This is a genomic window from Meridianimarinicoccus aquatilis (assembly GCF_004358675.1).
Lineage (GTDB): Bacteria > Pseudomonadota > Alphaproteobacteria > Rhodobacterales > Rhodobacteraceae > Meridianimarinicoccus > Meridianimarinicoccus aquatilis.
This window is the reverse complement of the sequence record NZ_SMZO01000020.1, coordinates 1-25,344: the sequence shown is the minus strand read 5'-3', so window position 1 is coordinate 25,344 and position 25,344 is coordinate 1. Positions and strand designations below refer to the sequence as shown.

At 60.2% G+C, this 25,344-nt stretch carries 24 protein-coding genes and 1 tRNA gene; 12 read left to right on the top strand and 13 right to left on the bottom strand.

Features of this window, described 5'->3' with window-relative positions; translation table 11 throughout:
• Positions 1-3 precede the first annotated feature (3 nt).
• The 4 genes from cobM to dgcN form a co-directional block, all read right to left on the bottom strand.
• Positions 4-780 carry a precorrin-4 C(11)-methyltransferase gene (cobM, locus tag E2L05_RS10340; RefSeq protein WP_133342834.1) on the bottom strand — a complete coding sequence of 259 codons (777 nt, stop codon included), beginning with the start codon at positions 778-780 and terminating at the stop codon, positions 4-6.
• A 4-nt stretch (positions 781-784) separates the two neighbouring features.
• Complete coding sequence (locus tag E2L05_RS10335; RefSeq protein WP_133342833.1) at positions 785-1,639, bottom strand: D-amino-acid transaminase; 855 nt, start codon at positions 1,637-1,639, stop codon at positions 785-787.
• A gap of 204 nt (positions 1,640-1,843) precedes the next feature.
• Positions 1,844-2,809: an N-acetyl-D-Glu racemase DgcA gene (gene dgcA, locus E2L05_RS10330; protein ID WP_133342879.1), complete on the bottom strand. Its 966-nt coding sequence runs from the start codon at positions 2,807-2,809 to the stop codon at positions 1,844-1,846.
• A 4-nt stretch (positions 2,810-2,813) separates the two neighbouring features.
• Positions 2,814-3,815, bottom strand: a complete 1,002-nt coding sequence (dgcN, locus tag E2L05_RS10325; RefSeq protein WP_133342832.1) for an N-acetyltransferase DgcN — start codon at positions 3,813-3,815, stop codon at positions 2,814-2,816.
• Between the two features lie 158 nt (positions 3,816-3,973).
• On the opposite strand from dgcN, the gene E2L05_RS10320 reads away from it, so the two are divergent.
• From E2L05_RS10320 to E2L05_RS10310, 3 genes are all read left to right on the top strand, one after another.
• The gene (locus E2L05_RS10320; RefSeq protein WP_133342831.1) at positions 3,974-4,930 is read left to right on the top strand and encodes an L-malyl-CoA/beta-methylmalyl-CoA lyase; all 957 of its coding nucleotides are present in this window, start codon (positions 3,974-3,976) and stop codon (positions 4,928-4,930) included.
• Positions 4,931-5,068: 138 nt separating this feature from the next.
• Positions 5,069-5,494, top strand: a complete 426-nt coding sequence (locus E2L05_RS10315; RefSeq protein WP_133342830.1) for a DUF4399 domain-containing protein — start codon at positions 5,069-5,071, stop codon at positions 5,492-5,494.
• A gap of 95 nt (positions 5,495-5,589) precedes the next feature.
• Complete coding sequence (locus tag E2L05_RS10310; protein ID WP_133342829.1) at positions 5,590-6,552, top strand: acetyl-CoA carboxylase carboxyltransferase subunit alpha; 963 nt, start codon at positions 5,590-5,592, stop codon at positions 6,550-6,552.
• A 75-nt stretch (positions 6,553-6,627) separates the two neighbouring features.
• Here the strand turns inward: E2L05_RS10310 and E2L05_RS10305 are convergent, their stop codons facing one another.
• Both E2L05_RS10305 and E2L05_RS10300 read right to left on the bottom strand, forming a co-directional pair.
• Positions 6,628-7,281 (bottom strand): hypothetical protein, encoded by a 654-nt coding sequence (locus tag E2L05_RS10305; RefSeq protein WP_133342828.1) that lies wholly within the window; start codon positions 7,279-7,281, stop codon positions 6,628-6,630.
• Between the two features lie 182 nt (positions 7,282-7,463).
• Positions 7,464-8,186, bottom strand: coding sequence for a lysophospholipid acyltransferase family protein (locus E2L05_RS10300; RefSeq protein ID WP_133342827.1), 723 nt, complete (start codon positions 8,184-8,186; stop codon positions 7,464-7,466).
• Between the two features lie 38 nt (positions 8,187-8,224).
• On the opposite strand from E2L05_RS10300, the gene E2L05_RS10295 reads away from it, so the two are divergent.
• Complete coding sequence (locus tag E2L05_RS10295) at positions 8,225-9,151, top strand: zinc-ribbon domain-containing protein (protein WP_133342826.1); 927 nt, start codon at positions 8,225-8,227, stop codon at positions 9,149-9,151.
• 6 nt (positions 9,152-9,157) lie between these two features.
• On the opposite strand, the gene E2L05_RS10290 is transcribed toward E2L05_RS10295, so the two are convergent.
• Positions 9,158-11,734 carry a TIGR02302 family protein gene (locus E2L05_RS10290; RefSeq protein ID WP_133342825.1) on the bottom strand — a complete coding sequence of 859 codons (2,577 nt, stop codon included), beginning with the start codon at positions 11,732-11,734 and terminating at the stop codon, positions 9,158-9,160.
• A 160-nt stretch (positions 11,735-11,894) separates the two neighbouring features.
• Positions 11,895-13,175, bottom strand: coding sequence for a diaminopimelate decarboxylase (gene lysA / locus E2L05_RS10285; protein ID WP_133342824.1), 1,281 nt, complete (start codon positions 13,173-13,175; stop codon positions 11,895-11,897).
• A 448-nt stretch (positions 13,176-13,623) separates the two neighbouring features.
• Here lysA and E2L05_RS10280 point away from each other — a divergent pair, with 448 nt between their 5' ends.
• The 6 genes from E2L05_RS10280 (at position 13,624) to E2L05_RS10260 (ending at position 19,305) form a co-directional block, all read left to right on the top strand.
• Positions 13,624-14,748, top strand: a complete 1,125-nt coding sequence (locus E2L05_RS10280) for a TRAP transporter substrate-binding protein (protein WP_133342823.1) — start codon at positions 13,624-13,626, stop codon at positions 14,746-14,748.
• A 77-nt stretch (positions 14,749-14,825) separates the two neighbouring features.
• Positions 14,826-15,410, top strand: coding sequence for a TRAP transporter small permease subunit (locus tag E2L05_RS10275; RefSeq protein ID WP_133342822.1), 585 nt, complete (start codon positions 14,826-14,828; stop codon positions 15,408-15,410).
• Positions 15,407-16,825, top strand: coding sequence for a TRAP transporter large permease (locus E2L05_RS10270; RefSeq protein ID WP_133342821.1), 1,419 nt, complete (start codon positions 15,407-15,409; stop codon positions 16,823-16,825). Before E2L05_RS10275 ends, E2L05_RS10270 begins: the two co-directional genes overlap by 4 nt.
• On the top strand, positions 16,815-18,158 hold the full coding sequence (locus tag E2L05_RS10265; protein WP_133342820.1) for an amidase: 1,344 nt from the start codon (positions 16,815-16,817) through the stop codon (positions 18,156-18,158). The genes E2L05_RS10270 and E2L05_RS10265 overlap by 11 nt, the downstream gene beginning before the upstream one ends.
• Positions 18,159-18,174: 16 nt before the next feature.
• On the top strand, positions 18,175-18,336 hold the full coding sequence (locus E2L05_RS20775) for a hypothetical protein (protein WP_164685229.1): 162 nt from the start codon (positions 18,175-18,177) through the stop codon (positions 18,334-18,336).
• Between the two features lie 3 nt (positions 18,337-18,339).
• Positions 18,340-19,305, top strand: coding sequence for a 2-hydroxyacid dehydrogenase (locus E2L05_RS10260; RefSeq protein WP_133342819.1), 966 nt, complete (start codon positions 18,340-18,342; stop codon positions 19,303-19,305).
• A gap of 73 nt (positions 19,306-19,378) precedes the next feature.
• Here E2L05_RS10260 and E2L05_RS10255 read toward each other — a convergent pair.
• A tRNA-Leu gene (locus E2L05_RS10255) sits at positions 19,379-19,464 on the bottom strand.
• A 103-nt stretch (positions 19,465-19,567) separates the two neighbouring features.
• Here E2L05_RS10255 and E2L05_RS10250 point away from each other — a divergent pair.
• Positions 19,568-20,371 (top strand): rhomboid family intramembrane serine protease, encoded by an 804-nt coding sequence (locus tag E2L05_RS10250; protein ID WP_133342878.1) that lies wholly within the window; start codon positions 19,568-19,570, stop codon positions 20,369-20,371.
• On the opposite strand, the gene E2L05_RS10245 is transcribed toward E2L05_RS10250, so the two are convergent.
• The 4 genes from E2L05_RS10245 to E2L05_RS10230 all read right to left on the bottom strand — a co-directional run bounded on the left by E2L05_RS10245 (position 20,372) and on the right by E2L05_RS10230 (position 24,219).
• Complete coding sequence (locus E2L05_RS10245; RefSeq protein WP_133342818.1) at positions 20,372-21,631, bottom strand: D-amino acid dehydrogenase; 1,260 nt, start codon at positions 21,629-21,631, stop codon at positions 20,372-20,374.
• 164 nt (positions 21,632-21,795) lie between these two features.
• Positions 21,796-22,617, bottom strand: coding sequence for an inositol monophosphatase family protein (locus E2L05_RS10240; protein WP_133342817.1), 822 nt, complete (start codon positions 22,615-22,617; stop codon positions 21,796-21,798).
• Between the two features lie 67 nt (positions 22,618-22,684).
• Complete coding sequence (locus E2L05_RS10235) at positions 22,685-23,308, bottom strand: FMN-binding negative transcriptional regulator (RefSeq protein ID WP_133342816.1); 624 nt, start codon at positions 23,306-23,308, stop codon at positions 22,685-22,687.
• Complete coding sequence (locus E2L05_RS10230; RefSeq protein WP_133342815.1) at positions 23,305-24,219, bottom strand: LysR family transcriptional regulator; 915 nt, start codon at positions 24,217-24,219, stop codon at positions 23,305-23,307. Before E2L05_RS10230 ends, E2L05_RS10235 begins: the two co-directional genes overlap by 4 nt.
• A 92-nt stretch (positions 24,220-24,311) precedes the next feature.
• On the opposite strand from E2L05_RS10230, the gene metF reads away from it, so the two are divergent.
• Positions 24,312-25,178, top strand: a complete 867-nt coding sequence (metF, locus tag E2L05_RS10225) for a methylenetetrahydrofolate reductase [NAD(P)H] (RefSeq protein WP_133342814.1) — start codon at positions 24,312-24,314, stop codon at positions 25,176-25,178.
• The last annotated feature ends 166 nt before the right edge of the window (positions 25,179-25,344 follow it).

Below are 25,344 nucleotides of genomic sequence, written 5' to 3'. Positions count from 1 at the left end.
CGGCTACCCAGCGGCGGCGCGTACTCTTGGGCGCAAGACATGGGGCATATCCGGATCGTAAAGCGCGCTATCCTTGAAGTCGCGCACCTCGCCCAGCACGGGCCCAACCATAATGAGCGCGGTGCGCGTGATCTTGGCAGCCCGGACCTTCTCGCGAATATCCGACAGGGTGCCGCGCAGGAACATTTGGTCAGGCCAGCCCACACGGTACGCCACGACAACAGGGCAATCCGCGCCGTAATGGGGTATCAGCACGCGCTCAATCTCGCGCAGGGCACGCACGCCAAGGTGGATCGCCAGCGTCGTGCGCGTGCGGGCGAAATTCTCAAGCGTCTCGTGTTCCGGCATGGATGTGGATTTCATCGACACGCGTGTGAGTACAATGGACTGCGCCACTTCTGGCACCGTCAATTCCTGACCCAGCGCAGCAGCAGCGGCTGCATAGGCGGGAACGCCGGGGACGATTTCATAGGCAATATCATCAGCACGAAGGCGGCGAATTTGCTCGGCGATGGCACCGTACAGGGACGGATCGCCCGAATGTACGCGCGCCACGTCCTCCCCCCTAGTATGTGCAGCAACAATCTCGGCATGGGTATCGTCAAGCGTCATGGTCGCGGTATCAAGCACGCGCGCGTCTGCGGGCGCCTCGGCGACCACCTGCTCAGGAACAAGAGATCCCGCGTAAAGACACACGGGACATGCCCGGATCAAGCGCTGCGCCTTGAGAGTCAAAAGCTCCGGGTCACCGGGACCGGCGCCAATAAAGTAAACTGTCATCGGGTTACACAGCCATCTTTTCAGCTTCTTCAATATAAATCTCGCGAAGCCGTCTAGACACCGGGCCGGGCGCGCCATCCCCAAGTGTCACACCGTCAATTTCGACCACGCCCGTCACAAAAGTGGTTGCCGAGGTGATAAACGCCTCTGCCGCATCCTTTGCCTCATCCATGGTGAAGGGGCGCTCTTCCACCTGCATCTGCGCCTCGCGCGCAAAGCGCAACACAGCAGCACGTGTGATGCCATGCAGAATGTCGTTGGACAGTTGCCGGGTCACAATCGTGCCTGCGCGGGTGACGATATAGGCGTTGTTTGACGTACCCTCGGTGACGAAGCCATCTTCAACCATCCACGCATCATCAGCGCCGGCGTCTTTGGCCATCATCTTGCCCATGGATGGGTACAAAAGCTGCACGGTCTTGATGTCGCGGCGGCCCCAGCGCTGATCCTCGATCGATATGATCTTCAGACCCTTTTCAGCCTTGGGGGACTTTTTCAGCGTCATGGCCAGCGTGAACATCACCAGGCTCGGCTTCGGATGCTCCGGGTACAGAAAATCACGATCCGCCGCGCCGCGTGTGATCTGCAGGTAAACGCCGCCTTCTTTCAGGTTGTTGCGTTTGACCAACTCGCGATGAATTTCCAGCAGCGCATCCATGCCTTCAGGTTCGGGCATGTCCAACGCCGTCAATGATCGTTCCAAACGGGTTAAATGCCCGTCGTAGTCCACCAATTTACCGTTCAGAACCGACGTCACTTCGTACACGCCGTCGGCCATCAGAAATCCGCGATCAAAGATCGAAATCTTGGCGTCCTCCTCGGGCAGGAACTCTCCGTTGACATAGACGATGCGGCTCATGACGATCTCTCCTGCTGTCTTCCTTGGTCAGGTAACGCGCTGAAAGCCCAAGGTCCAGAGCAGTGGGCGCGGCGCGCCGTCCTTACCGCACTCGCACGTGCAGGCGAAGCCTGCCGGGCCCAACGGGATGCGGCATCGCAAGATGCCAAAGACGGGCGGGAGCATTTCTTTCCGGCATCTCCCGCCCTTGGCTCCAGAGCAGTGTCAGCCCCAAAGCTCACGGTCCGGAGGGTGCACGCCCCGCTCGTCGTATGCCAGCGGGTGGGCGCGATCCTCTGCCAACAAGAGCGGTCCATCAAGGTCGGTCACAAGCGCGCCCTGCGCCACAAGAACCGCAGGCGCCATCGCCAGTGATGAGCCGACCATGCACCCGACCATAACACCAAATCCTTCCGCCAGAGCCGCGTCACGCAAAGCCAGCGCCCCGGTCAGGCCACCCGTTTTGTCCAGCTTGATATTGATCACGTCGTACTTGCCACGCAGCGCGGGCAGCGATGCCGCGTCAAAGCAGCTTTCATCGGCACAAACCGGGACGGGCCGTGCGATCCCTGCCAACGCCTCGTCCTTTCCCGCTGGCAGCGGCTGTTCCACCAGATCCACACCCAGAGTTACCAGATGCGGCGCAAGATCGGCATAGGCCTGCACGCTCCAGCCTTCATTGGCATCAACGATGATTCGCGATTTCGGCGCCCCTTTGCGCACGGCTTCGAGCCGGGGCAGATCGTCCGGTGTGCCCAATTTGATCTTGAGCAGCGGGCGATGCTTGTGCCGTTCTGCGGCACGGCGCATTTCATCGGGCGTATCCAGCGACAAGGTGAACGCGGTGATCTGCGGTCGCGGCTCTGGCAAACCCGCCAGCTCCCACACACGGCACCCGGCGCGCCTAGCCTCCAAATCCCACAGCGCGCAATCAACAGCATTGCGGGCCGCCCCCGGCGGCAGCAACGTCTGCAAACTGTCGCGCGTGACATTCGCCGGCAGGCTTTTGATCTGCGCCTTCACCGATCCGCGACTTTCGCCATACCGCGCATAGGGCACGCATTCGCCATACCCATGCAGGTGCCCGTCTTCAGCCCGCACAGTGATCACCTCGGCCGCGGTTTTTGTCCCGCGCGAAATGGTAAAGGCTTCTGCCAGTTGAAAGTCGTCATAACTTACATGCAGATGCATCGGATCAGACCGCCGCCAGCGCATCGACCAAGCGCGCCGCGCCCTGCCGATACGGATCGACAGCAGGCAAGCCCATCCGGGCCTCGACTTCGGCCAAATGCGCCAGCGCGTCAGCTTCTGACATGTGCTGGGTGTTCACCGAAATACCGACCACGCGGCATGCCGGATTGGCCACCTGCGCAAGCCCCAGCGCCGTATCGCGCAGAACCTCAAGCGATGGCGCAGTATAGGTTGGCAACCCGCGCATATGTTCGCGCGTTGGCTCATCGCACAGGATCAATGCATCAGGCTGGCCGCCATGGATCAACGCCATGGTCACGCCGGAATAGGACACGTGGAACAGGCTGCCCTGCCCCTCGATCAGATCCCAATGGTCCGGGTCATTGTCCGGCGTCAGCCATTCCACCGCCCCTGCCATGAAATCCGCAATCACGGCATCAAGCGGGACCCCGTCCCCAGTGATAAGAATGCCGGTCTGCCCCGTGGCGCGGAACGTGGCCGACATGTCCCGATTGCGCATCTCGGCTTCCATCGCAATCGCGGTGTACATCTTGCCGACAGAACAGTCGGTTCCCACCGCAAGGCACCGCTTTCCGGTCCGTTTCACGCCGTCCGCGATCGGGTACTCAACCGACGGCACCCGAACATCATGCAAGGTGCGCCCTGTGCGCGCCGCAGCTTCGACCAAGGCAGGCGCATCGCGCAACAGTGTGTGCAGCCCCGACGCCAGATCGAACCCGGCCTCAAGAGCCGCCACCAAAACTTCAGTCCAGGCAGGAGAGATTTTTCCGCCGCGATTTGCGACGCCAATCACCAGTGTTTCAGCGCCAGCAGCCCGCGCATCGGTCAGTGTCATATCGGGCAAGCGCATGTCCGCCTTGCAGCCCGGCAACCGTAGCTGCCCAACGCAAAAGTCGGGACGCCAGTCGCGGATACCCTGCGCCACTTTTGCCGCAAGCGGGTCTGGCGCATCGCCGAGAAACAGTAAGTAAGGGGTTCGGATCATGGTAAGACTCCTTTCGGACCGACGCTGTCAGAGATGTACGGAATTGGACAGCCCGGCAAGATGCTGCGCCGCAACAAAACAATGCTTGCGCAGCATTGCGCAACAATCTATCCAAGCGGCAAATGTTCACGCAACTATAGAACCCGAAAGGTGCCAACATGAGTTTTCGCCTCCAGCCGCAGCCTGTGGCGCGTCCCAACCGGTGCCAATTGTTCGGGCCCGGATCAAACACCAAATTGTTTGCCAAGATGGCGGCCAGCGCTGCGGACGTGATCAACCTTGATCTCGAAGATTCGGTCGCGCCAACCGACAAGGACATCGCCCGCGCCAACGTGATCGAAGCGATCAATACGGTCGATTGGGGCAACAAGACAATCAGCGTCCGCATCAACTCGCTGGATACGCCTTATTGGTATCGTGACGTGGTCGATCTGCTGGAACAGGCTTCTGAACGGCTGGACATCATCATGATTCCAAAAGTCGGGTGCGCGGAAGACGTGTATGCCGTGGATGCGCTGGTCACCGCGATCGAGCGCGCCAAGGGCCGCACCAAGAAAATCGGTTTCGAAGTCATCATCGAAAGCGCGGCAGGCATCGCCCATTGCGAAGCCATCGCCGCCGCATCGCCGCGCATGCAGGCCATGAGCCTCGGCGCAGCTGATTTCGCTGCCTCCATGGGGATGCAAACCACAGGCATCGGCGGCACGCAGGAAAACTATTACATGCTTCGGGACGGAACCAAGCATTGGTCCGACCCTTGGCACTGGGCACAGACCGCCATCGTCGCCGCCTGCCGCACACATGGCGTGTTGCCAGTCGATGGCCCGTTTGGCGATTTCAGCGATGACGAGGGCTATCGCGCCCAAGCTTTGCGGTCGGCGACGCTGGGTATGGTCGGCAAATGGGCGATCCACCCCAAGCAGATCGCGTTGGCGAATGAGGTCTTCACCCCATCCGACGCCGCAGTCAGCGAAGCGCGCGAAATCCTTGCCGCCATGGAAGTTGCAAAGGCAAATGGCGAAGGCGCGACGGTCTACAAAGGGCGTCTCGTGGACATCGCATCGATCAAGCAAGCCGAGGTGATTGTGCGCCAGTCCGAAATGATCGCGGGCTGATCCTCCGAAACAGACGAATTTGGGGCGGCCTTGGTGCCGCCCCTTTTGTTTGCAGCGCACGCAAAGCTTGAGTGTTTCTCTCCCCACGCTACCCTGACTCATGGCCCGAAAGTGGTCAGATCAACCGGGAGGACACCAATGAAACACACCTTTACCGCGACCTTGCTTGCCGCCTGTGCGCTGGCAATGCCAGCCATTGCACAGCAGACCCCTGCCCCCGAAGGCGCAACCGTCTATTTTATCTCCCCTAGTGATGGGGCAACCGTGTCAAATCCGGTCACCATTCAATTCGGTTTGAGCGGTATGGGCGTTGCGCCAGCTGGGTACGATGTGGACAACACTGGGCACCATCATTTGTTGATCAACATCGACCCAAGCGACGTGGACATGACGACCAGCCTTCCAGCAAGCGACCAAGTGGTGCACTTTGGCGGCGGCCAGACCGAAGTGACAAAGGACCTGCCTGCTGGCACGCACACCCTGCGATTGCTGCTTGGCGACTATAGCCACGTGCCCCATGACCCGCCGGTGATGTCGGAAGAAATCACCATCACTGTGGAATGACACAGACGGGGCAGATCGCAAACCGCGTCGGCCCGATTGCATAACTGCAGCGCAGCGTCCATATACGCTGCGTTGACACGATTTGGATCCGCCCAATGAACCATTATCTCGATTTCGAAAAACCCCTCGCAGAGATTGAGGGAAAAGCAAACGAATTGCGGGCCATGGCGCGGGCCAATGAAGAAATGGATGTCGAAACAGAGGCAGCTGCGCTTGACCGCAAGGCCGCTGAACTTCTCAAGGATATCTACAAGAAATTGACGCCTTGGCGAAAATGCCAAGTGGCGCGGCACCCGGATCGCCCGAACGGAAAAGACTACATTGCAGAATTGTTCACGGAATACACACCCCTTGCGGGCGACCGGAACTTTGCCGACGATCACGCTGTGCTCGGCGGTCTTGCCCGGTTCAATGACATTCCGGTTGTGGTGATTGCCCACGAAAAGGGGCACGATACTGCGACGCGCCTAAAGCATAATTTCGGCATGGCCCGCCCTGAAGGATACCGTAAGGCGGTGCGCCTGATGAAAATGGCGGACCGGTTTGGCCTGCCTGTCGTGACACTTGTGGATACACCCGGCGCTTATCCTGGCAAAGGTGCCGAAGAACGTGGCCAATCAGAAGCCATAGCCCGGTCCACCGAAGCTTGCCTGCAAATCGGCGTCCCGCTGGTTTCTGTCATAATTGGCGAAGGCGGGTCGGGTGGCGCGGTCGCCTTTGCGACGGCCAATCGTTTGGCGATGCTCGAACACTCTGTCTATTCGGTTATTTCACCCGAAGGCTGCGCCAGCATCCTTTGGAAAAACGCTGACAAGATGCGCGAAGCCGCTGAAGCGCTGCGCTTGACCGCTCAAGACTTGCGCCAGCTTGGCGTTGCCGATGTGATCATTCCCGAACCAATCGGCGGTGCGCAACGTGATCGGGCGGCGACAATCGCGCGGGTCGGTCAAGAAATTGCGCGGATGCTGTCACAACTGGATGGCAAGGATCGCGCACAGCTCGTGGCTGATCGACGGCGCAAGTACCTTGATATGGGTAAGATGTCGTTGGCCGGATGATCGCCTCACGTTTAAAAGTGCTGTCCGGGGCCAAACCCAGCGACAGTCCGACTCGCGCGCTTGCGAAGTTTCGAATCAGAACCTGAAACCGACGGACAGTTTTACATAGGGAATGAAATCAGGCGCATCGCCTTCGATATTCGCGATCTCGGCGTCAATATCAGACTGTGACACCTGCCCAGAACGGTCCTGAAGGGTCACATCGAACCCGCCTGTGTACATGGCACCCAGATCCGCCGACAGGGTCCAACGCTGCCCAATGGACCCGTCATATCCCAGTGACAGCGTCGGCATGACATAATTCTCAGCCTCAGCATCAAATGCCAGGTCGATATTGTTGTAAATCGTGTCACCGATTTGCCCGCTGCCTTGCCCCGTGCCGTCTGCTTCATATTTGCTCAGGAACGCTCCGCCGGACAGACGCAGGCCACCGCTCAGCGGGTAATAGTCCGCCAAAAGACCGATCCCGCCAATGCTGGCATTCAGATCATAGTCTATTCCGTCTTCCGACGTGTCAAAATCGCCGCCAAAATACCCTGCGGGCACCCGCACACCAAGCTTGTCTGAAATTCGATAGGTGCCTTCGATCGTCGGGCCAAGTGTGCTGACCCCAAGATTGATACCAAATTCACCTGGTTCTTGAGCCTGCGCCGCACCCTGCGCACCCAGAAAAACTGCAAGAGCACAGAAGCGGCGAACTGTTTTAAAGGGCGGCCTAAAAGTATGCATCACAACTCCATCAGCGAAAATCCGCCGAGTATTTCCCTTTCTAACATGACAAAGGCCTCGGTGAACTGTGCGTTTGGCCCTTTAACGCAAATTTTTCTTGCATTTCCGTTACCGGGGTAAATGGACTTGGACGATAGGCCAAAATTACCCGCATCGTGCGCAAAAAATAAGCAAACAGTTACCTAACGACGCGCCGCTTCTTGCGACAGGCGGTCTGAAGCAGATTCTATGGTCGATTCGATTTCACTCATGAAGTCGGCAGTTTCAAGACCCGGTTCAATCGTTGGCAAAAACTCTATCACGGCCACACCGGGTTTCCGCAACACCGCCTTACGCGGCCAGAAAAGCCCAACATTCGTGGCCACTGGAACGCACGGCTGCCCACTTTGGCGATACAACAGAGCTGTCCCAATCTTGTAAGGCTTTTTCGCCCCCGCAGCGACGCGCGTGCCCTGCGGATAAATCACCAACTGTCCTGGCAAGGATTGGCCCGCTGCAACATCAGACAGCAATCTGGTCACAGCCTGTCCACGCCGCCCCCTGTCAACAGGAACGCAGCCGATGCGCATTGCATACCACCCCACCACAGGGGCGCGCCGCAATTCCGTTTTCATGATGAACTTGGGGCGCGGCAAAACCGAGGTCAGAATAATCGTGTCAAAAAAGCTCTGATGCTTCGATGCCACGAGAACCTCGCCAGTGGGCACCGGGCCACGCACCTCTGACTTCAGCCCGCAGAACAGCCACGCGGTGAACCGCACATATTTGCAATACGCCTGCATTCCCGCGATTGCACCGCGCCGGTCCCACAAAGCCCAGGGGATGTAGAGGGCACCGATCACCGGAATGGCCAGGTACATCTGCCCGATAAAGATCAGCGAAGCGGCATAGCGCAGAAGGATCATACAGGTTTGGCCTTTGATTGCAGCGCGTGTTGCGCACCATGGATGCAACGCTTGTGCCTGAGCGGACCTCTCGGTTCAAGCGCAGGGCGGCTTTGCGCCGCCAGCGCGGGCTGATAGGCTGGCGCGGTAACAACAGGCAAGGACTGGCAGGCATGCGGATCGAATGCCCCGAATGCGGGACCGCCTATGAAATTCCCGACCGGGCGGTGCGCGATCCGGGCCGCGACGTACAGTGTTCATCCTGCGGGACGGCGTGGTTCCTGTTGCGCAGTCCAAGCGCGCAGTCAAAGGCGCCGACCGCCAAGGCAACTGTCAAGCCTGATCGGTCCGCAATGGCACAGCCGTTGCCCGATCCCCCCCAAGAGCAGGCCCCACAGGCGCAGGCCTCTGACGACCTGCCCCGACGCAAGATAGACCCGGCCGTCCTTGATATCCTGCGCGAAGAAGCAGACGTCGAAGTGCGCGCCAGACAGGCCAAAAGAACACCGCCGGGCGACGAAGCGCAGACGTCCTCTCACCCGCAAGACACCGGTGCGCGCGGGCGCCTTGCGCGACTTGCCGCCGCCGAACGGCTGAACCCATCGTCGGACGCACCAACCCCAAGCGGTGATGACGGCTTGGTGGAAGACCCACGCGCCTCTCAACGCGACCCGCAGCCCCCTTTTCTGGATGCGCTTCCGCGACCTGAGTGGCACCCAAGCAAACCGGGGCGCGATCTTCCGGTGGTCACGCACCCGGCAGAACTGGCCTTGGTCGCAGAGAAACGTCGGCAGCGCGGCTTTCGGTTGGGCTTTGTCGGCACCGCCGGTCTGTGCTGCGCTGCTCTGGCTCTCTATCTCTTGGCCGCCGACTTAAACGGCCAAGCTCGCTTCCCGTTTGCGGCCGACATCCTGGCGCAAGGGGATCGCGTGCAGACATTTCTGGTCGATTTCATGCGCAGTGTCTTGCCCGACACAGAAGCCTAGGCCGTTCTAAAAGCGGTCGAGCAGACGGCGCAGATAATCCAGCTCTTCTTCCGGGCGCGCCTGCTCGCCAGATCTGCGGCGCAGTTCCTCCAGCAAGTCTTGGGCGCGGCGATACACGTCTTCATTCTGAAGAATGTTATCGCGGGTTCCCAGCCGACCTTCACCGCCCTGATCGCGGCCCAACGGATCACGGCGACCGTTTTGCCCACCGGTCCCGGCGGACTGCCCTTGCTGACCCTGACCTTGCTGCTGATTTTCCGCCAGTTCTTCGCCAAGGCTCTGGATGCCATCCCGAAGACGATCCATCGCCTCGGCCTGACTTTCCATGGCACCGGCAAGATCATCGCTGCGCAGCGCATCTTCCGCGTTGTCCATTGCGCGCCCAGCCTCGTCAAGGGAACGGCGCGCCTCGTCTGATCCGGGGCCGATGCCCGGCAAACCGTCGCGCTGGCGTTCCAATTCGTTGCTCAAAGCGCGCTGACGATCGGCAAGCTGATCGCTCAGGCTTTGGCCCGGCTGTTGGCCCTGTCCTTGTTGGCCCTGGCCTTGCCCCTGTTGGCCCTGCCCTTGCCCTTGCTGGCCTTGCCCCTGTTGGCCCTGCCCTTGCTGACCACCTTGACCTTGTTGCCCCTGCTGGCCCTGCTGGCCTTGTTGACCCTGCATACCCTGAAACGATTCGTCGGACAAATCCTGTTGATCGCGCAGGGTTTCCTGCAGCCCCTGAAGCGCCTGTTGGCCCGGACTGGACTGCCCTTGTTGCCCGCCCTGAGCCATCTGCATATTTTGCATCATCTGCGCGAGTTGATCCAGAAGCGCCTGCGCCTCGTCCATGCGGCCCTGTTCCATCAACTCCTGCAATTGCTGCAACAAATCTTCCAGATCCTGCCCTGACAGCTCTTGCATGTCGGCCATGTCCTGCTGCGGCATATTCTGATTTTGCATCTGCTCGGCCATCTGGCGCATCACATCCGCCATCGCCTCGCGAAGTTCTTGCATCAACTCGGCGATTTCCTCGTCGGTGGCGCCGTCTTTCATGGCTTCGGACAGGCGCTCCTGCGCGCGGCGCAGGCGAGCCATCGCATCGGACAAGTCGCCTTCTTCGATCCTGAGGGCAAGCTCCCACATGGCTTCGGCGATTTCAGCGCGGTCCTCATCGCCCGGCCCTTCAGCGCCAAATGCCTCAAGCTGGCGCACGATGAAGCGGGTGCGCAAATAGTCCGACTCGACCGTGAAAATCTCTTCGGGCCGGTTCGACACAGCTCGTAAAAGCCGGGCCACCCGCGGACCATTCACGCGCGCCCACAACAAGTCACGGCGTTGCTCGATGATGGATTTGGCGAGCGGGTCAAAGAACCGACGCCCCGGTAATGCATTCAGGCTCAGCGCCTCGGCCTGACCAATCTGTCCCGCCGCATCCTCAGCCTCGAATACAATGGTCACAGGTAAATTCGCAAAAGGGTGCTTTGAAAAGTCCTCGACCAACGCTTCGGTAAAGGCCGTGCGCACCCCGGTAATAGGCAGCGGCAGCTCCAACTCTATCGGATCGCGCGGATCAGGCTCAGCAACCAGCCCAAAGCGGCGCGGCACGGCTTCCAGATCAAGACGAATGGTGGCCCGCGCGTTCACAACGCCGAAATCATCCTGCGCCGAGAAGGGTTGAGTCATCTCGCCCGATGCGGTGCGCTGCACTTCGCCCTCTGGCGCAATTTGCGGCGGGGTATCAAGCGCAAGCTCAATGTCCCACGCCGCCCCATTCGGCCCCATAATTTCCAATGTGCCGGGTTTTGCGATCTCGAAACTGTGGACAGGTTCAGCAGCACTGTCCACTTCCCCGGTCCGGCTCGAGACCGTTTCGGCGACGGTCAAGGCCCCCACTTCCCCATAAAGACGCAGATCAACACGGCTGCCTGCCGGCACGGTCAGCGGGCCGGGCGGAATATCGGCAAGGTAGAGACTGGGTTGGCCAGTATAGGCAGGCGGTTCAATCCACCCTTCCCAGCTTGGCCCAACAGCGACTGGAACAGAGCCGGTCACCGTTGTCGGCATGGCCGTGTCCAACCGCCAAAACGAGCCGAACAAGGCTGCGACGACGAACAAGGTCAGCGCCACATAGCGCAAACCAAATCTGTCAAAGCGCGAGAGCCGCAAATCGGGGTGCACCGGGCGCGCTTCGGCCAATCGAAGCGTCATGCGGCGAATATGCGCCTTCCACACCATTTCCGATGCAGGATCCCCGGCACCGATGGCTTGCCTGTCGGCCAATGCGCTGAGTGGCCTGCCCTCAATCGTGGAATCAAGCCGCTGCTCGGCATCCGCAGCGGTCGGCCAGCGGAACAGTCGCACACCGCGCCACAGGCTCCAAAGCAGCCCGCCGGTACATGCCAAGACGGACGCCCAGAACATTTCTAGCGGCAAGAGCGTTGGCAGCCGTAGCAGCACGGCGGCCAGCGACAGTAACAAGATTGCCCAAAACGGCCAAAATGCACGCGTCAGGTTTTCGGCGCCAATGCCGATCCGAGTCAATAATAGCGGTCCGCGAACACGGCGGATCGGGTCAAATGGACGTCTCGAAGGGTCTGGCATGCAAGACTCCGACAGTGCGACCGGAATAGATCGCCCTGTGATGGTATCTCGCAAAGCGGCAACGTCAAAGGGGGGGCGTGTTCACAATGCGCAACACCGGCCATTCAAGCGGTGGTTTTCCGATGCTTTGCCAAGAATGCAGGCACCGAGCGGCAGAGCCCTAGTCCAGTTCAGCGCCCAGCCAATCCGGCACCGTATCCCGCGCGATCATCTCTTCGATGCTGGGCCGGGGCCGGATCACTGCCCACTGATCCCCCTGCACAAGCACTTCAGGCACCAGCGGGCGCGAGTTATACTCGGAGGCCATAACAGCCCCGTACGCTCCGGCGGAGCGAAAGGCGACTAGATCCCCCTCACCAAGGGCGGCCATGTCGCGCCCCCGCGCAAAGGTGTCGCCCGTCTCGCAGACCGGCCCGACCACATCAAAGGGGCGCTGTGCCGCGCCGGGTTCAGGCTCCACCAGCGGGACAATGTCATGGTGCGCATCGTACATCGACGGACGCACCAAATCATTCATGGCGGCATCCAGGATCAGAAATTCACGCCCCTCGCCCGATTTCAGATACACCACCTCTGACACCAACACCCCGGCATTGCCGGAAATCAAACGGCCCGGCTCAATCTCGATCTCACACCCCAGATCGCCAACCGTCCGCTGAATCAGCGCGCCGTATTCACGTGGCAATGGCGGAGCTTCGTTCGACCGCGTGTAAGGAATCCCAAGTCCACCCCCCAGATCGAGGCGGCGAATGTTGTGCCCATCTTCGCGCAGGACGCGGGTCAACTCAGCCACCTTCCGATACGCGGCTTCGAAAGGTTCCAAATCTGTCAGTTGGCTGCCGATATGCACGTCGATCCCAATCACATCGATCCCCGGCAGGCGCCCAGCCAAGGCATACACCTCGCGCGCACGTGCAATCGGAATGCCGAATTTATTCTCGGATTTGCCCGTTGCAATTTTCGCGTGGGTCTTGGCGTCCACATCGGGGTTGACCCGCAAGGTGATCGGCGCTGTCAGGCCAAGACTGCTGGCAACTTCGGACAAGCGTTCAAGCTCTGGCTCTGATTCGACGTTGAACTGACGAATCCCGCCTTCCAACGCGGTGCGCATCTCAAGCCGGGTCTTGCCGACGCCGGAAAACACGATCCGTTCGCCCGGAATGCCAGCAGCACGCGCCCGCGCATATTCGCCGCCGGACACCACATCCATGCCCGCGCCCGCATCGCCCAACAGGCGCAAGATGGCCTGATTGGAATTCGACTTCATTGCAAAGCACACAAGATGATCCATCCCGTCCAGCGCTTCGTCGAACAGACGATAGTGGCGCAGCAACGTGGCCGCCGAATAGCAATAGAACGGGGTGCCCACCTGAGCTGCAATCTCGGCCAACGGCACGTCCTCAGCATGCAGCACGCCGTTGCGGTATAGAAAATGGTCCATGGCTGCACTCCGAACTTCGACGCGTTGATCCCGCGCCTCATAGCAAAGCCGCCACGGTTTGCAATGAGGCGCGCAAATCTGCGGCACCAAGAGCGCGGCGCAACACACCCGAGATATGCGCCCATCTGCCCAAACAATTGGGCGCCGATCTTGCTCATGCATTGAAGAAGGTAACAATTGAAACGCAGCAGTTCCCGGCTATCATGAAGTCAGGCGCTGTATGCGGACCGCGCCGTCGGAAGGGGGGCACATCTAAAATACAACCAGAGGGCCATGGCAGCGCAAGATGCAAAACTTTGTATACAATAGCGCCAGCGCGGCTTGTATTTTGGATAGATCGTGTTACCAATTCTCGCAGGCGTGGAGGCGCTAAACTATTTATCGCGGCGCTCTGACAAGCCGTGCAACGTGACGGAAAATACCGGACACGTCTTCAGGGAGGAAGAAAATGACAACCAAATCCATCAATCGGCGCTCGTTCCTGCGCAAAAGCGCACTTGCGGGCGGCGCGTCCGTCGGCGCACTCGCGGCTCCGGCCGTACTGGCGCAGGCACCGCAGATCGTTAAGATGCAGACCTCTTGGTCGGCATCCAACATCTGGCAAGATTTTGCCAAAGACTATGCTGACCGCGTCGAAGCAATGTCGGGCGGACGGCTTAAGGTTGATCTGCTGCCAGCGGGCGCAGTCGTTGCGGCATTCCAAGTGCTTGATGCTGTGAATGACGGCGTTCTCGACGCCGCTCACTCTGTGCCTGTGTATTGGTACGGCAAGAACAAAGCAGCGTCACTCTTCGGCACCGGCCCGGTTTTCGGCGGCTCTGCAACAACCATGCTCAGCTGGTTCTATGAAGGCGGCGGCAAGGAGCTTTATGACGAACTTACGCAGGACATCATGGGCCTCGACGTCGAAGGCTACCTTGGCTTCCCAATGTTTGCACAGCCCTTCGGTTGGTTCAAAGAAGAAGTGAACACTGCCGCTGACCTGGACGGTTTCAAATACCGGACAGTTGGCCTTGCGGCAGACCTTCTGCAGTCCATGGGCATGTCGGTCGCACAGCTTCCCGGCGGCGAAATCGTGCCTGCGATGGAACGCGGCGTCATCGATGCGTTCGAATTCAACAACCCGTCGTCCGACAAAGACTTCGGCGCACAGGACGTGGCCAAGAACTACTACCTGTCGTCCTATCACCAGGCGTCGGAAAGCTTTGAATTCCTGTTCTCCAAATTCTTCATGGAAGAGCTGGACCCAGATCTGCGCGCCATCATGATCCACTCGGTCGAAGCTGTGTCGACAGCGAACACCGCAAAGGCGATGCGCCGCTATTCCGCAGACCTCAAGTGGCTTCAGGAAGAAGCCGGCGTGACCGTACACCGGACGTCGAAAGACATTCTCGATGCTCAAATCGCAGCTTGGGACAAGCTGATTCCCGATCTGGAAGCAGATCCGTTCATGAAGAAATGTCTCGACAGCCAGCGTGCCTGGGTTGAGCAGGTGACGTTCTACGAACTGATGAACGCACCAGATTACGCCTTGGCGTACAACCACTACTTCCCCGGCAAACTCAAAATGTGAGCCTAGCCTTGTCGTAAAGACATTTGCACCCCGGCGGCTTCACCGCCGGGGTTTCCCTTACATCCGGAGACATCCCCGTGATCGGTTATATACGGTTTGCTGACAGCTTATCCGCGTGGTTCGGAAAGGCGTTCGCTTGGCTCATCATCTTTATGGCTGCAGGCACCGGCTACGAAGTTTTCGTGCGCTATGTTCTGAACAGTCCGACATCCTGGGCGCTTGATGTGTCCTTCATCATGTACGGATCTCTGTTCATGATGGGCGGGGCTTACACGCTGTCGCGCGGCGGGCATGTACGCGGCGACTTCCTCTACCGCCTTTGGCAGCCCAGAAATCAGGCTAAAGTTGATCTTGTTCTCTACATTATCTTCTTCTTTCCCGGCGTCACCGCCTTGATCATGGCAGGCTGGAAATATGCTGCACGGTCATGGGGTTACGGCGAAGTTTCGGTAAACAGCCCGGCGGGCATCCCGATCTACCAGTTCAAAACCGTGATCGTGGCAGCCGGTATCTTGTTGTTCATCCAAGGCGTTGCGCAGGTTTTCCGCTGCATTATTGCAATCCGCACCAATGAATGGATCGCCGCCGACGAAGACGTCTTCGAAACCGAAGACCTGCTTATGCAACAGGCCGCCAAGGCCGAAAAGGACGCGCATCCATGACCGATCCCCAAATCGCCCTTATGATGCTTGGGCTGTTCATCGTCTTCGTGTTTCTGGGATTTCCGATCGCGTTCACCTTGATGGCCATGGGCATCGGCTTTGGCTACTACGCCTATTTCGAAGAACGTCGTATGTGGCGCGACTATTTCCGTCTCGATGAGGACGCGGGGTGGTGGGAAAGTACGACAGCCTATTTAGACGGCTTCTTGAACAACCGAATATTCGATTTGTTCGTGAACCAAACCTACACGGTCATGTCGAACGAAGTTCTGACAGCCGTGCCACTGTTCCTGTTCATGGGCTATATCGTGGAACGGTCGAACATTGTGGATCGTCTGTTCACCACCCTCAACATTGCTTCAAAGAACGTGCCAGGATCGATGGGCGTGGCCGCCCTGATCACCTGCGCACTGTTCGCGACTGCAACCGGCATCGTTGGCGCCGTTGTGACCTTGATGGGCCTTCTCGCCCTGCCCGCTATGCTCAAGGCGCGCTATGATAAATCGTTTGCCAGCGGCATCATCTGCGCCGGCGGAACCCTCGGTATTCTGATCCCCCCGTCGATCATGCTGATCGTCTATGCGGCTGCCTCAAACGTGTCCATCGTGCGGCTGTACGCCGGGGCGCTATTGCCGGGTCTGACGCTTGTGGGTCTTTATCTGGTGTATGTCGTTGGCCGATCGATCATTCAGCCATCGGTCGCGCCGCGCCCCACCAACGACGAAGTCCCCGATGTTCCAATGGGCAAACTGCTCATCATGATCGCGACATCCTTTGTTCCACTCGCCTTCCTGATCTTCGCGGTGCTTGGCTCTATTTTGTTCGGTCTTGCTACCCCTACCGAAGCCGCATCCATCGGTGCACTTGGCGGCATCCTGCTTGCCTTCATCTATCGCGCCATGACGTGGCAACGCCTGCGTGAAAGCGTGTATCTCACGCTACGCACCACCGCGATGGTCTGCTGGCTGTTCGTTGGCTCCTACACCTTCTCGGCGGTGTTTTCATATCTGGGCGGTGAACACGTTATTTCGGAGTTCGTGCAAAGCATGGACCTGACGCCAATCCAGTTCCTGATCATGGCACAGCTCATCATCTTCTTGCTGGGCTGGCCGCTGGAATGGTCCGAGATCATCATCATCTTCGTGCCGATCTTCTTGCCGTTGCTGGTGTTCTTCGAAATTGATCCGCTGTTTTTCGGTGTGCTTGTCGCGCTGAACCTGCAGACCAGCTTCCTGACGCCGCCTATGGCCATGTCAGCCTATTATCTAAAGGGCATCGCGCCCCCAGAGGTAAAGCTGACGCAGATCTTCGCCGGGTGTATGCCCTTCCTGTTCTGCGTGATCGTCGCCATGGTCCTGATGTACGTGTTCCCGCAGATCGTGTTCTATCTTCCGGAAGCATTCTATGGCTCTTGATCGCACCAACCTTCTGGCGATTGACGCCTGCACCCTTCGGGACAGGCTCGCGACCGGCGCGATCCGGGCCATTGACCTTCTTGAGGCATATCTGGCCCAGATCGCGGAACGTGAACCGGAGGTTCAGGCATTTGCTTGGATCGACCCAGAGCATGCCCGCAAACAGGCCGCCGCGCTGGACGAACATCGCCTGCGGGGGCGGCCCACAGGGCCGCTCCACGGGCTGCCCATCGCCCTGAAGGATGTCATCGACACAGTCGGCATCCCCACGGAAAACGGCAGCGTACTGGATGCCGGGCGCAAACCCATGCACGATGCGTTTGTAACAGAACGCCTCAAGGCGGCTGGTGCGATCATCATCGGTAAAACGGTGACAACGCAACTTGCCTTCATGGACCCGGGCCCAACCCGCAATCCCCATAACCTGGCGCATACACCCGGCGGGTCATCGCAGGGGTCAGCAGCGGCTGTTGCGGCGGCAATGGTGCCCCTTGCCATTGGCACCCAGACCGGCGGTTCGGTGATCCGCCCCGCATCGTTCTGCGGCGTGACGGGCTACAAACCCACCTTTGGCGCCATCCCGCGCCGCGGGGTTCTTCCGCAGTCACCCAGCCTTGACACGGTGGGCGTGTTCGCACGTTCGCCCGCAGAGGCCGCGATGCTGGCCGAGGTTCTGTTCGGCTACGACGCCGGAGATCCGGCCACCACGCTGGCACCGCATCCCGACTTGTACCGCACCGCGATCAGCGAACCGCCCCTGAAACCCGTGTTTGCTATCGTCCAGCCCCCCGGCTGGAAAACTGCCGATCCCGACCTCCGTGCCGCGTTCGACGAACTGGCCGAAGAACTGGGCGAACAAGCCTTTGTCGCCCCGCTTCCCACGGTCTTCGACAACGCTGCCACTATTCGTGCGCGGATCAACTTTGCCGAAATGGCGCGCTGTTACTACACATATGGGCGCGATGGGGGCGATCAGCTTGGTCCACAGGTGCGCGCGGCAATCGACGAAGGCAACACGGTCCTTGCCCGCGATTACTTGTCTGCGCTGGACATGCCCAAGATCATGAACGCCGCGCTGGAAGAGATCTTCGAACGGTGCGACGCCATCCTGTGCCCCGCTGCAACCGGTCCTGCCCCAAAAGGGTTGAAAAGCACCGGCGACGCGATCTTCAACGGACTGTGGACACTTTGCGGAACCCCCGCGATCACCATTCCCGCGTTCACCTCTGCCAGCGGGCTGCCCATGGGGCTGCAACTTGTGGCGGCGCGCGGCAATGACGCCCGCCTGCTGCGCAACGCCAACTGGCTGCACACACAGATCGACCAGCCCTGACCCCGAAGGAAACCAAATGAACAAGCTCCTTGCCCTGCTCGCCTTCATCGTCATCGGTGCCTTCATCGGCATTCTCGTCATGGAAGTGCCGGAACCCGATCTTGCCATGGTCGCGCTGCTGACTTTCGGGCTGGTCAGCTACGACTTCGTGACCTCTGCGCGCGACAAGAAAGACTGATCTATGGCCAACAAGCCTACTCTTTGGGTGCCGCGGCACCTGTCTGCTGCCACGCTGGAACGCGCGCGCCGGGACTACGATGTTATTCTGAACGACACGGACACAGCCGGCACGCCGCAACAGATCATCGAAATGAGCAGCAAGGTCGATGCCATGCTGCCCTGCCATTCAGAACGGTTCGACGCCGCCACAGTGGCACAGATGGATCCGCGCACTAAGATCGTCGCGAACCACTCTGTCGGCACCGACCATTGCGATCTTGCTGCCCTTGGCGCGAAGGGCATCATGGTCACCAACACGCCCGACGTTCTGTCTGACGCCACCGCTGAAATTGCAATGCTGCTGATGCTCGGCGCTGCGCGGCATGCCGTGGCTGGCGACCGCATGGTCCGGTCAGGTGCGTGGGATTTCTGGTCCCCGGCCTTCATGGTCGGCACGCAAGTCAGCGGGGCGCGCCTTGGCATCGTCGGCATGGGGCGCGTGGGCCGCTCATTTGCACGCATGGCCCGCGGCTTCGGGATGGAAATCCACTATTACAACCGCTCTCGCCTTTCGCCAGAAGACGAACAAGGTGCGACCTATCACGACAGTCTGGACAGCCTGCTGCCAATCTCGAACTTTCTGGCACTGCATTGCCCGGCAACTCCGGAAACCACAGGGCTGATGAATGCCGAAACGCTGGCAGCTCTGCCCAAAGGCGCGATCCTCGTGAACACGGCGCGCGGCGCGTTGGTCAAGGAGGCCGACTTGGTCGATGCCCTGGACAGCGGGCATATCGCAGCGGCGGGGCTGGATTGTTTCGTGACCGAACCGGGCGGAAACCCGGCGTTCTCGCGGTTTGATAACGTGTTCATGATGCCCCATGTGGGCAGCGCGACGGTGCGCACCCGCGACGCTATGGGCTTTCGGGCGCTCGACAATCTTGATGCGTTCTTCCGGGGCGACCGCCCCCGCGACGCACTGACCTGAACTCGCACGGCCCCGGTCCAAGCCGGGGCTCGCCTACCGCCTGCAAACGGGCGACACCAAAGGGCACAGATGGTGGTACGGGCGGCGGGACTCGAACCCGCACGGGCATACGCCCCTCAGATTTTAAGTCTGGTATGTCTACCATTCCATCACGCCCGCACGCCCGCTCTTGCTAGCCTCTCTGGTCGGGGGATTCCAGTGCTCTTGAGGGAAATTGCACCGCGCCCTTGACCAAGCCCCCCCGGCGACGCACTTGTTGCCCATGTTTCCGATCCGCGACCACAATCCGGCCACGCGCCGCCCTTACGTGAACTACGCGCTGATCGTGGCGAACGTTGTGATTTTCGTATCGTACCTGCCGATCTCAACGAATATGGCGGCTTTGTCGGCGTTTTTTGACATGTGGGCCATCGTGCCTGCCAAGATCAGCACCGGGCAGGATTTCCATGCGCTTGTGAGCTCCATGTTCCTGCATGGCGGCTGGATGCACCTTCTGGGCAATATGTTGTTTCTCTACATCTTCGGGGACAATGTCGAAGACCTGCTGGGTCATCTTGGCTATGCCGCATTCTATTTCGCCAGCGGAATCGGGGCGGGCGCCCTTCAGGTGCTGGCCGATCCGGGATCTGCTGTTCCGATCGTTGGCGCATCGGGCGCGATCGCCGGCGTGATGGGCGGCTACCTGCTGCTGTTTCCCCGTGCTCGCATCGACATTCTGATCTTTCTGATTGTCATCGTCCGGATCATCTCGGTTCCTGCCTGGATGATGCTGGGACTGTGGTTCGGGATGCAGGTCGTCAACGGCGCCACCTCACAGGCTGGCACAGGTGGCGGCGTGGCCTATTGGGCTCATGCCGGCGGGTTCGTCACCGGAATGGTCTTGTTGGTGCCCGCCTGGCTGCGCCGGGGCGGCATCAGCTTTTGGAAACGAACACATGGCGCACCAGACCATCCTGCGGCGCGCTATCGGTACATCAAATCCGATGTGCCCAACGTGCCGCGCCCGCCCAGACCGCCCGCGCCGAAAGCCCCCGGCGCGGTGCCTGTGATCCGCAGACGCCGCTGATCAGCGGGCGTAGCGCTCTGCCGTCAGACCATCGAGCGAAATATCAGGCTTGTTGCCCAGAACCGTATCCGCAACCACACGGGCGGACCCGCATGCCATGGTCCAGCCAAGCGTGCCGTGCCCGGTGTTCAGGAACAGGTTGTCGTATTTCGACGGCCCCAGCACCGGCGTGCCATCGGGGGTCATCGGGCGCAAGCCGGTCCAGCCTTCGGCCTTGGAAATGTCGCCGCCTTTCGGGAACAAATCGCCAATCACATGGCGCACCGTATCCGTCGCATGCGGCCCCAGCCGGTTGGAATAGCCCGCGATCTCAGCCGTCCCCGCCACCCGGATCCGGTCTCCAAGCCGCGTGATAGCCACCTTGTGCGTCTCGTCCATCAACGTGGATTGCGGTGCAAACGCATCGTCCGTTACCGGCAATGTCACCGAATAGCCCTTCACCGGATAGATCGGCAACTTGATCCCCACAGGGTTCAGCACCGATGGCGCATAGCTTCCCATGGCGCAGACATACGCATCCGCCGTGAGACGGCCGGCAATCTCGGTGTCCACACCAACAACCTTGCCGCCTTCTGTCGCGATTCCGCGGATCGACTGACCGTACTGAAAATCAACGCCCATCTCGGCACATTTCTCGGCCAGCGCGATGGTGAACATCCGGCAATCGCCCGTGCGATCCGCCGTCAGCCGCAAACCGCCGACGAACTTGTTGCGCACCTCGGCCAAGGCCGGCTCAACGGCAATGCATGCGTCGCGCCCCAGCACCTCGTAAGGCGAATCGTATTCCGCCAAAATCTCCTGATCGGCTTTCGAGCCTTTCATCTGTTTGGCCGTCCGGAATAACTGCAACGTGCCTTGTTCGCGCCCGTCATATTCTATGCCCGTCTCGGCGATGAGATCCGGCAAAACGTCCCGCGAATAGTTCGACACCCGCACCATGCGGCCCTTGTTCACGCGATACGAATCTTCGTTGCAGTTGCGAATCATCTGCACGCTCCAGGCCCACATGGTCGGGCTGATCAGCGGCCAGATGAACAACGGACGACGCTTCATGAACAGCCACTTGATCGCCTTCATGGGGATGCCCGGCGCAGCCCAGGGCGAGGTCATGCCATAGCTCAGCTCGCCCGCGTTGGCGTAACTTGTTTCAAGGCCGGGCCCATCCTGACGATCCAGAACCGTCACATCGGCCCCACCCTTGGCAAGGTAATACGCGGTGGTGACGCCAATCACGCCAGCCCCCATCACGACAACTTTCATGGCGTCCGATGCTCCTGTTCCGGGATTGCACTTCTTTGTGTGCCCCCTTTGCGCGACCTGCAAGGGCGAACGCAAAAGAACACCCCCGCCGATGGCACGGCCAGGGGTGTAAATCGCACACCAAATGGGTAGACGTCTAACTTTTAGGCGAACTGCCGGGTCCGTCAGACCGGAAAGGTCTTTGGTGCCGACGTGTCTACGTTGCGGATCGTTTCCACAAATTGCTTGGACAACGGATCGTTACAGGCGATTACACCGCGCCCTTCGAAAATGCCGCGCCCTTCGTGCAATGGCATGACAAATCCGCCAGCTTCACGCGCAATGACCAGTCCCGCGGCCATATCCCACGGCTGAATACCGCGCTCCCAATAGCCGTCAAACCGCCCCGCCGCCACATAGGCCAGATCAAGCGAGGCAACGCCCCACCGCCGAACACCGGCACATTGGGGCATCAAACGCGCCAGATCCTGCAACACGGTTGGCAGGTTCGCACCGCCGCCAAACGGCACGCCAGTGGCGAATACCGCTTCGATCATCTTGGCCCGGGACGACACGCGCAGCCGCTGGCTGTTGTTCATCCATGCGCCCTTGCCCTTTTCGGCATAGAACATTTCGTCCTTGGCGGCATCAAACACAACACCGGCGACAATCTCGCCCTTGTGCTCAAGCGCGATGGAGACGGCCCAATGCGGCATCCCGTGCAAAAAGTTGGTGGTGCCATCCAGCGGATCAACGATCCAGCGGCGCGTCGGGTCTTCCCCATCTTCGCCGCCGCCCTCTTCGGCCAACCAGCCATAGCTGGGCCGCGCGCCCATCAGGTCTTCTTTCAGCATCGCTTCGGCGGCAAGATCCGCCTTGGACACGAAATCGCCCGGCCCCTTCATCGTGGCCTGAAGGTTCTCCACCTCGCGAAAATCCTTCACGAGAGACCGGCCCGCCCTGCGTGCGGCCTTGATCATGATGTTCAGGTTGGCGCTGCCCTGCATTGGAATGCTCCTTGTTCAGGGCGCGCGTATACGCGCCGCCGCACCGCTTGCCAAGGGCGCGCCGCGCTTAGCGGTCCCGCGCCATCCGGTCCGCCAACGCAACGTGCCCTGCGGCGCGCACTCCGTCCACGGCACCGGCAAAATCCACCGCCTCGCGGTTCTGGCTCAGCTTGGACTTGGCCAACACCTGCGTTACGTCGATGCGCAGGGCCACAATCGCCTCCAGCATCGCCGCCATATAGTCGTCCGGCGCATCGGCCATCCGCCACGCGGCATCGCCATTTACCCGGCGTTCGTGCAACCGGGTCAGCAACCCCACCGCTGCCCGCTTGCGCGCAACCTCATGCTGAAACCGGATCGTGCCTCGCATATGCACCACCTGATAATTCCATGTGGGCACATGCCGGTGATGCTCTGCCTTGGTGGGATAGTAATTGGGCGAGACATAGCCATCCAAACCGCGAAAAATCACAAGCACCTCCTGCCCGTCCTGCAGGACACGGTGCATATCGTTGGCCTGCGCCACGTGGCCGATCAGCTGGCCATCCGGCCCGGCCAGCAGCGGCACATGGTTCGCAACCAGCCCAGCCACCTCCGTCTGCCCGACAATGCAGGCCAGTGGCGCCCCTTCCAGAATGGCGGCGATCTCGGCCGGGTCCGTTTCGGCGAAATGTTCGGGAATATAGGTCATGCGTCGACACTGCGCTGCAACTTCACAGGCTCTGTGCGCGCCAGCCGCAGGAACTGCGCGACATAGGGCTTTGCCACATCCCCCGCCCGCGTCGCCGCAAACAGCCGCCGTGTCACCCCGGCCTCGGTCAGCGGCCGGATCACATAATCAGAATTGCCCCGTACTGACCGCACGACCCAATCGGGCAGCACCGAAACCCCCCGGTTCGACGCCACCAGCATCAGGATCACGGCGGTCAATTCCACTTGGCGCACGCTGCGCGGCGCAACGCCCGCTGGCATCAAAAGCTGGCTAAAGACATCAAGCCGCTCGCGGTCCACCGGATAAGTGATCAACGTCTCGTCGCGAAAATCTTCGGCCACAACAAAAGGGCGACCCGCCAGCCGATGAGTTTTGGACGCAACAAAAACAGCGTCATAATCGAACAGCGGCGAGAACACGATCCCGTCCAGATCTTGCGGGTCAGACGACACCACCAGATCAACATCCTCTCGCGCCAGCGCTGGCAACGCGCCAAAGCTCAGGCCGGGGCGAATATCCACATCAATATCCGGCCAGGTTTTCCGAAATGATTCGAGAACCGGCAGCAACCAGTCGAAACAGGCATGGCATTCAATAGCGATATGAAGCCGCCCAGACCGCCCCGCCTCGTCCCCGCGCAGGTCATCTTCCACTGCTTCGACCTCGGGCAGCACCCGTTCGGCAAGGCGAAGCAGTTTCAATCCAGACGGCGAAAGGCGCATGGGCTTGGCTTTACGCAGGAACAGCTCAACCCCGGCCATTTCCTCCAAGCCTTTGACTTGATGAGACAAAGCCGACTGCGTCAGGTTCAGGCGCTCCGCCGCGCGGGCCAATCCACCCGCCTCATGGATCGCGCGCACAGCCCGCAAATGCTTCAGCTCAAGATACATCCCGCGGATCCTTCATTATCTTCTTGAGGATTATGAATTTGGCTCACCAAACGATTCATGACATGTCAGGCGTCAAATAAAAGGAAAAAACCATGACCACGCCCCGCATCTCGTTCGAATTCTTCCCGCCGAAATCTCTCGACGCGTCGTTCAAGTTGTCGGAAACCGTGCGCATGTTGGCGCCGCTTGATCCCGGCTTCGTGTCGGTGACCTATGGCGCGGGCGGCACGACCCGCAAGCTGACCCACGAAGCAGTGGTCGCGATCCACAAGAATTACGGGCTGAACGTCGCGGCGCACCTGACCTGCGTTGACGCAAGCCGGGCCGAAACGCTGGAAATCGCCGAAAGCTATGCTGCGGCAGGTGTGACCGAACTCGTGGCCCTGCGCGGCGATCCGCCCAAGGGCTCTGGCGGGTTCGTGCCGCACCCCCAAGGCTTCAATAACTCTATCGAGCTGATCGAAGCACTGGCCGAGACCGGCAAATTCAAGCTGCGCGTCGGCGCCTACCCTGACCCGCACCCCGAAGCCGTGTCTGCCAACGCCGATGTTGAGTATCTCAAGCGCAAGATCGACGCCGGTGCACATTCGGCGATCACTCAGTTCTTTTTCGGGGCCGAAACCTTCTTCCGCTTCCGCGACCGCTGCGCGGCGGCGGGCATCACCGCGCCGATCATCCCCGGCATCGTGCCCATCGACAACTGGAAGGGCGTGCGCAAATTCGCCGTTGCCTGCGGCACCGTGATCCCACCCGAGGTGGATGCAGCCTATGAAACGGCAATCCGCGACGGGCGCGAAGCGGACCTGTCCATCGCAATGTGCACCGAGCTGTGCAGCGATCTGATGGAAGGCGGGGTCGAAGACCTGCACTTTTACACGCTCAACAAGCCAAACCTGACCCGCGATATCTGCCATGCACTGGGGGTCACACAGGCCGCCACGCTGGAAAACGTCGCCTGATCCCAGCGAGGGTCACAAACAGACACAGCGCGCGCCCGTATCAAGGGCGCGCGTCGCGTTTCCCCTCAGCCGGTCGAGGGCGCGGGCGGCGGCAGGCAGCCAGACACTGGCAGATCGTGACGCACCGCCCACGGGTGACCTGCTGCCGTGACATGCAGCCGCTCTG

Coding starts and splice junctions, on each gene's coding strand:
- cobM (WP_133342834.1), bottom strand. CDS start 780: ATGACAGTTTACTTTATTGGCGCCGGTCCCGGTGACCCGGAGCTTTTG.
- E2L05_RS10335 (WP_133342833.1), bottom strand. CDS start 1,639: ATGAGCCGCATCGTCTATGTCAACGGAGAGTTCCTGCCCGAGGAGGAC.
- dgcA (WP_133342879.1), bottom strand. CDS start 2,809: ATGCATCTGCATGTAAGTTATGACGACTTTCAACTGGCAGAAGCCTTT.
- dgcN (WP_133342832.1), bottom strand. CDS start 3,815: ATGATCCGAACCCCTTACTTACTGTTTCTCGGCGATGCGCCAGACCCG.
- E2L05_RS10320 (WP_133342831.1), top strand. CDS start 3,974: ATGAGTTTTCGCCTCCAGCCGCAGCCTGTGGCGCGTCCCAACCGGTGC.
- E2L05_RS10315 (WP_133342830.1), top strand. CDS start 5,069: ATGAAACACACCTTTACCGCGACCTTGCTTGCCGCCTGTGCGCTGGCA.
- E2L05_RS10310 (WP_133342829.1), top strand. CDS start 5,590: ATGAACCATTATCTCGATTTCGAAAAACCCCTCGCAGAGATTGAGGGA.
- E2L05_RS10305 (WP_133342828.1), bottom strand. CDS start 7,281: ATGCATACTTTTAGGCCGCCCTTTAAAACAGTTCGCCGCTTCTGTGCT.
- E2L05_RS10300 (WP_133342827.1), bottom strand. CDS start 8,186: ATGATCCTTCTGCGCTATGCCGCTTCGCTGATCTTTATCGGGCAGATG.
- E2L05_RS10295 (WP_133342826.1), top strand. CDS start 8,225: ATGGATGCAACGCTTGTGCCTGAGCGGACCTCTCGGTTCAAGCGCAGG.
- E2L05_RS10290 (WP_133342825.1), bottom strand. CDS start 11,734: ATGCCAGACCCTTCGAGACGTCCATTTGACCCGATCCGCCGTGTTCGC.
- lysA (WP_133342824.1), bottom strand. CDS start 13,175: ATGGACCATTTTCTATACCGCAACGGCGTGCTGCATGCTGAGGACGTG.
- E2L05_RS10280 (WP_133342823.1), top strand. CDS start 13,624: ATGACAACCAAATCCATCAATCGGCGCTCGTTCCTGCGCAAAAGCGCA.
- E2L05_RS10270 (WP_133342821.1), top strand. CDS start 15,407: ATGACCGATCCCCAAATCGCCCTTATGATGCTTGGGCTGTTCATCGTC.
- E2L05_RS10265 (WP_133342820.1), top strand. CDS start 16,815: ATGGCTCTTGATCGCACCAACCTTCTGGCGATTGACGCCTGCACCCTT.
- E2L05_RS20775 (WP_164685229.1), top strand. CDS start 18,175: ATGAACAAGCTCCTTGCCCTGCTCGCCTTCATCGTCATCGGTGCCTTC.
- E2L05_RS10260 (WP_133342819.1), top strand. CDS start 18,340: ATGGCCAACAAGCCTACTCTTTGGGTGCCGCGGCACCTGTCTGCTGCC.
- E2L05_RS10250 (WP_133342878.1), top strand. CDS start 19,568: ATGTTTCCGATCCGCGACCACAATCCGGCCACGCGCCGCCCTTACGTG.
- E2L05_RS10245 (WP_133342818.1), bottom strand. CDS start 21,631: ATGAAAGTTGTCGTGATGGGGGCTGGCGTGATTGGCGTCACCACCGCG.
- E2L05_RS10240 (WP_133342817.1), bottom strand. CDS start 22,617: ATGCAGGGCAGCGCCAACCTGAACATCATGATCAAGGCCGCACGCAGG.
- E2L05_RS10235 (WP_133342816.1), bottom strand. CDS start 23,308: ATGACCTATATTCCCGAACATTTCGCCGAAACGGACCCGGCCGAGATC.
- E2L05_RS10230 (WP_133342815.1), bottom strand. CDS start 24,219: ATGTATCTTGAGCTGAAGCATTTGCGGGCTGTGCGCGCGATCCATGAG.
- metF (WP_133342814.1), top strand. CDS start 24,312: ATGACCACGCCCCGCATCTCGTTCGAATTCTTCCCGCCGAAATCTCTC.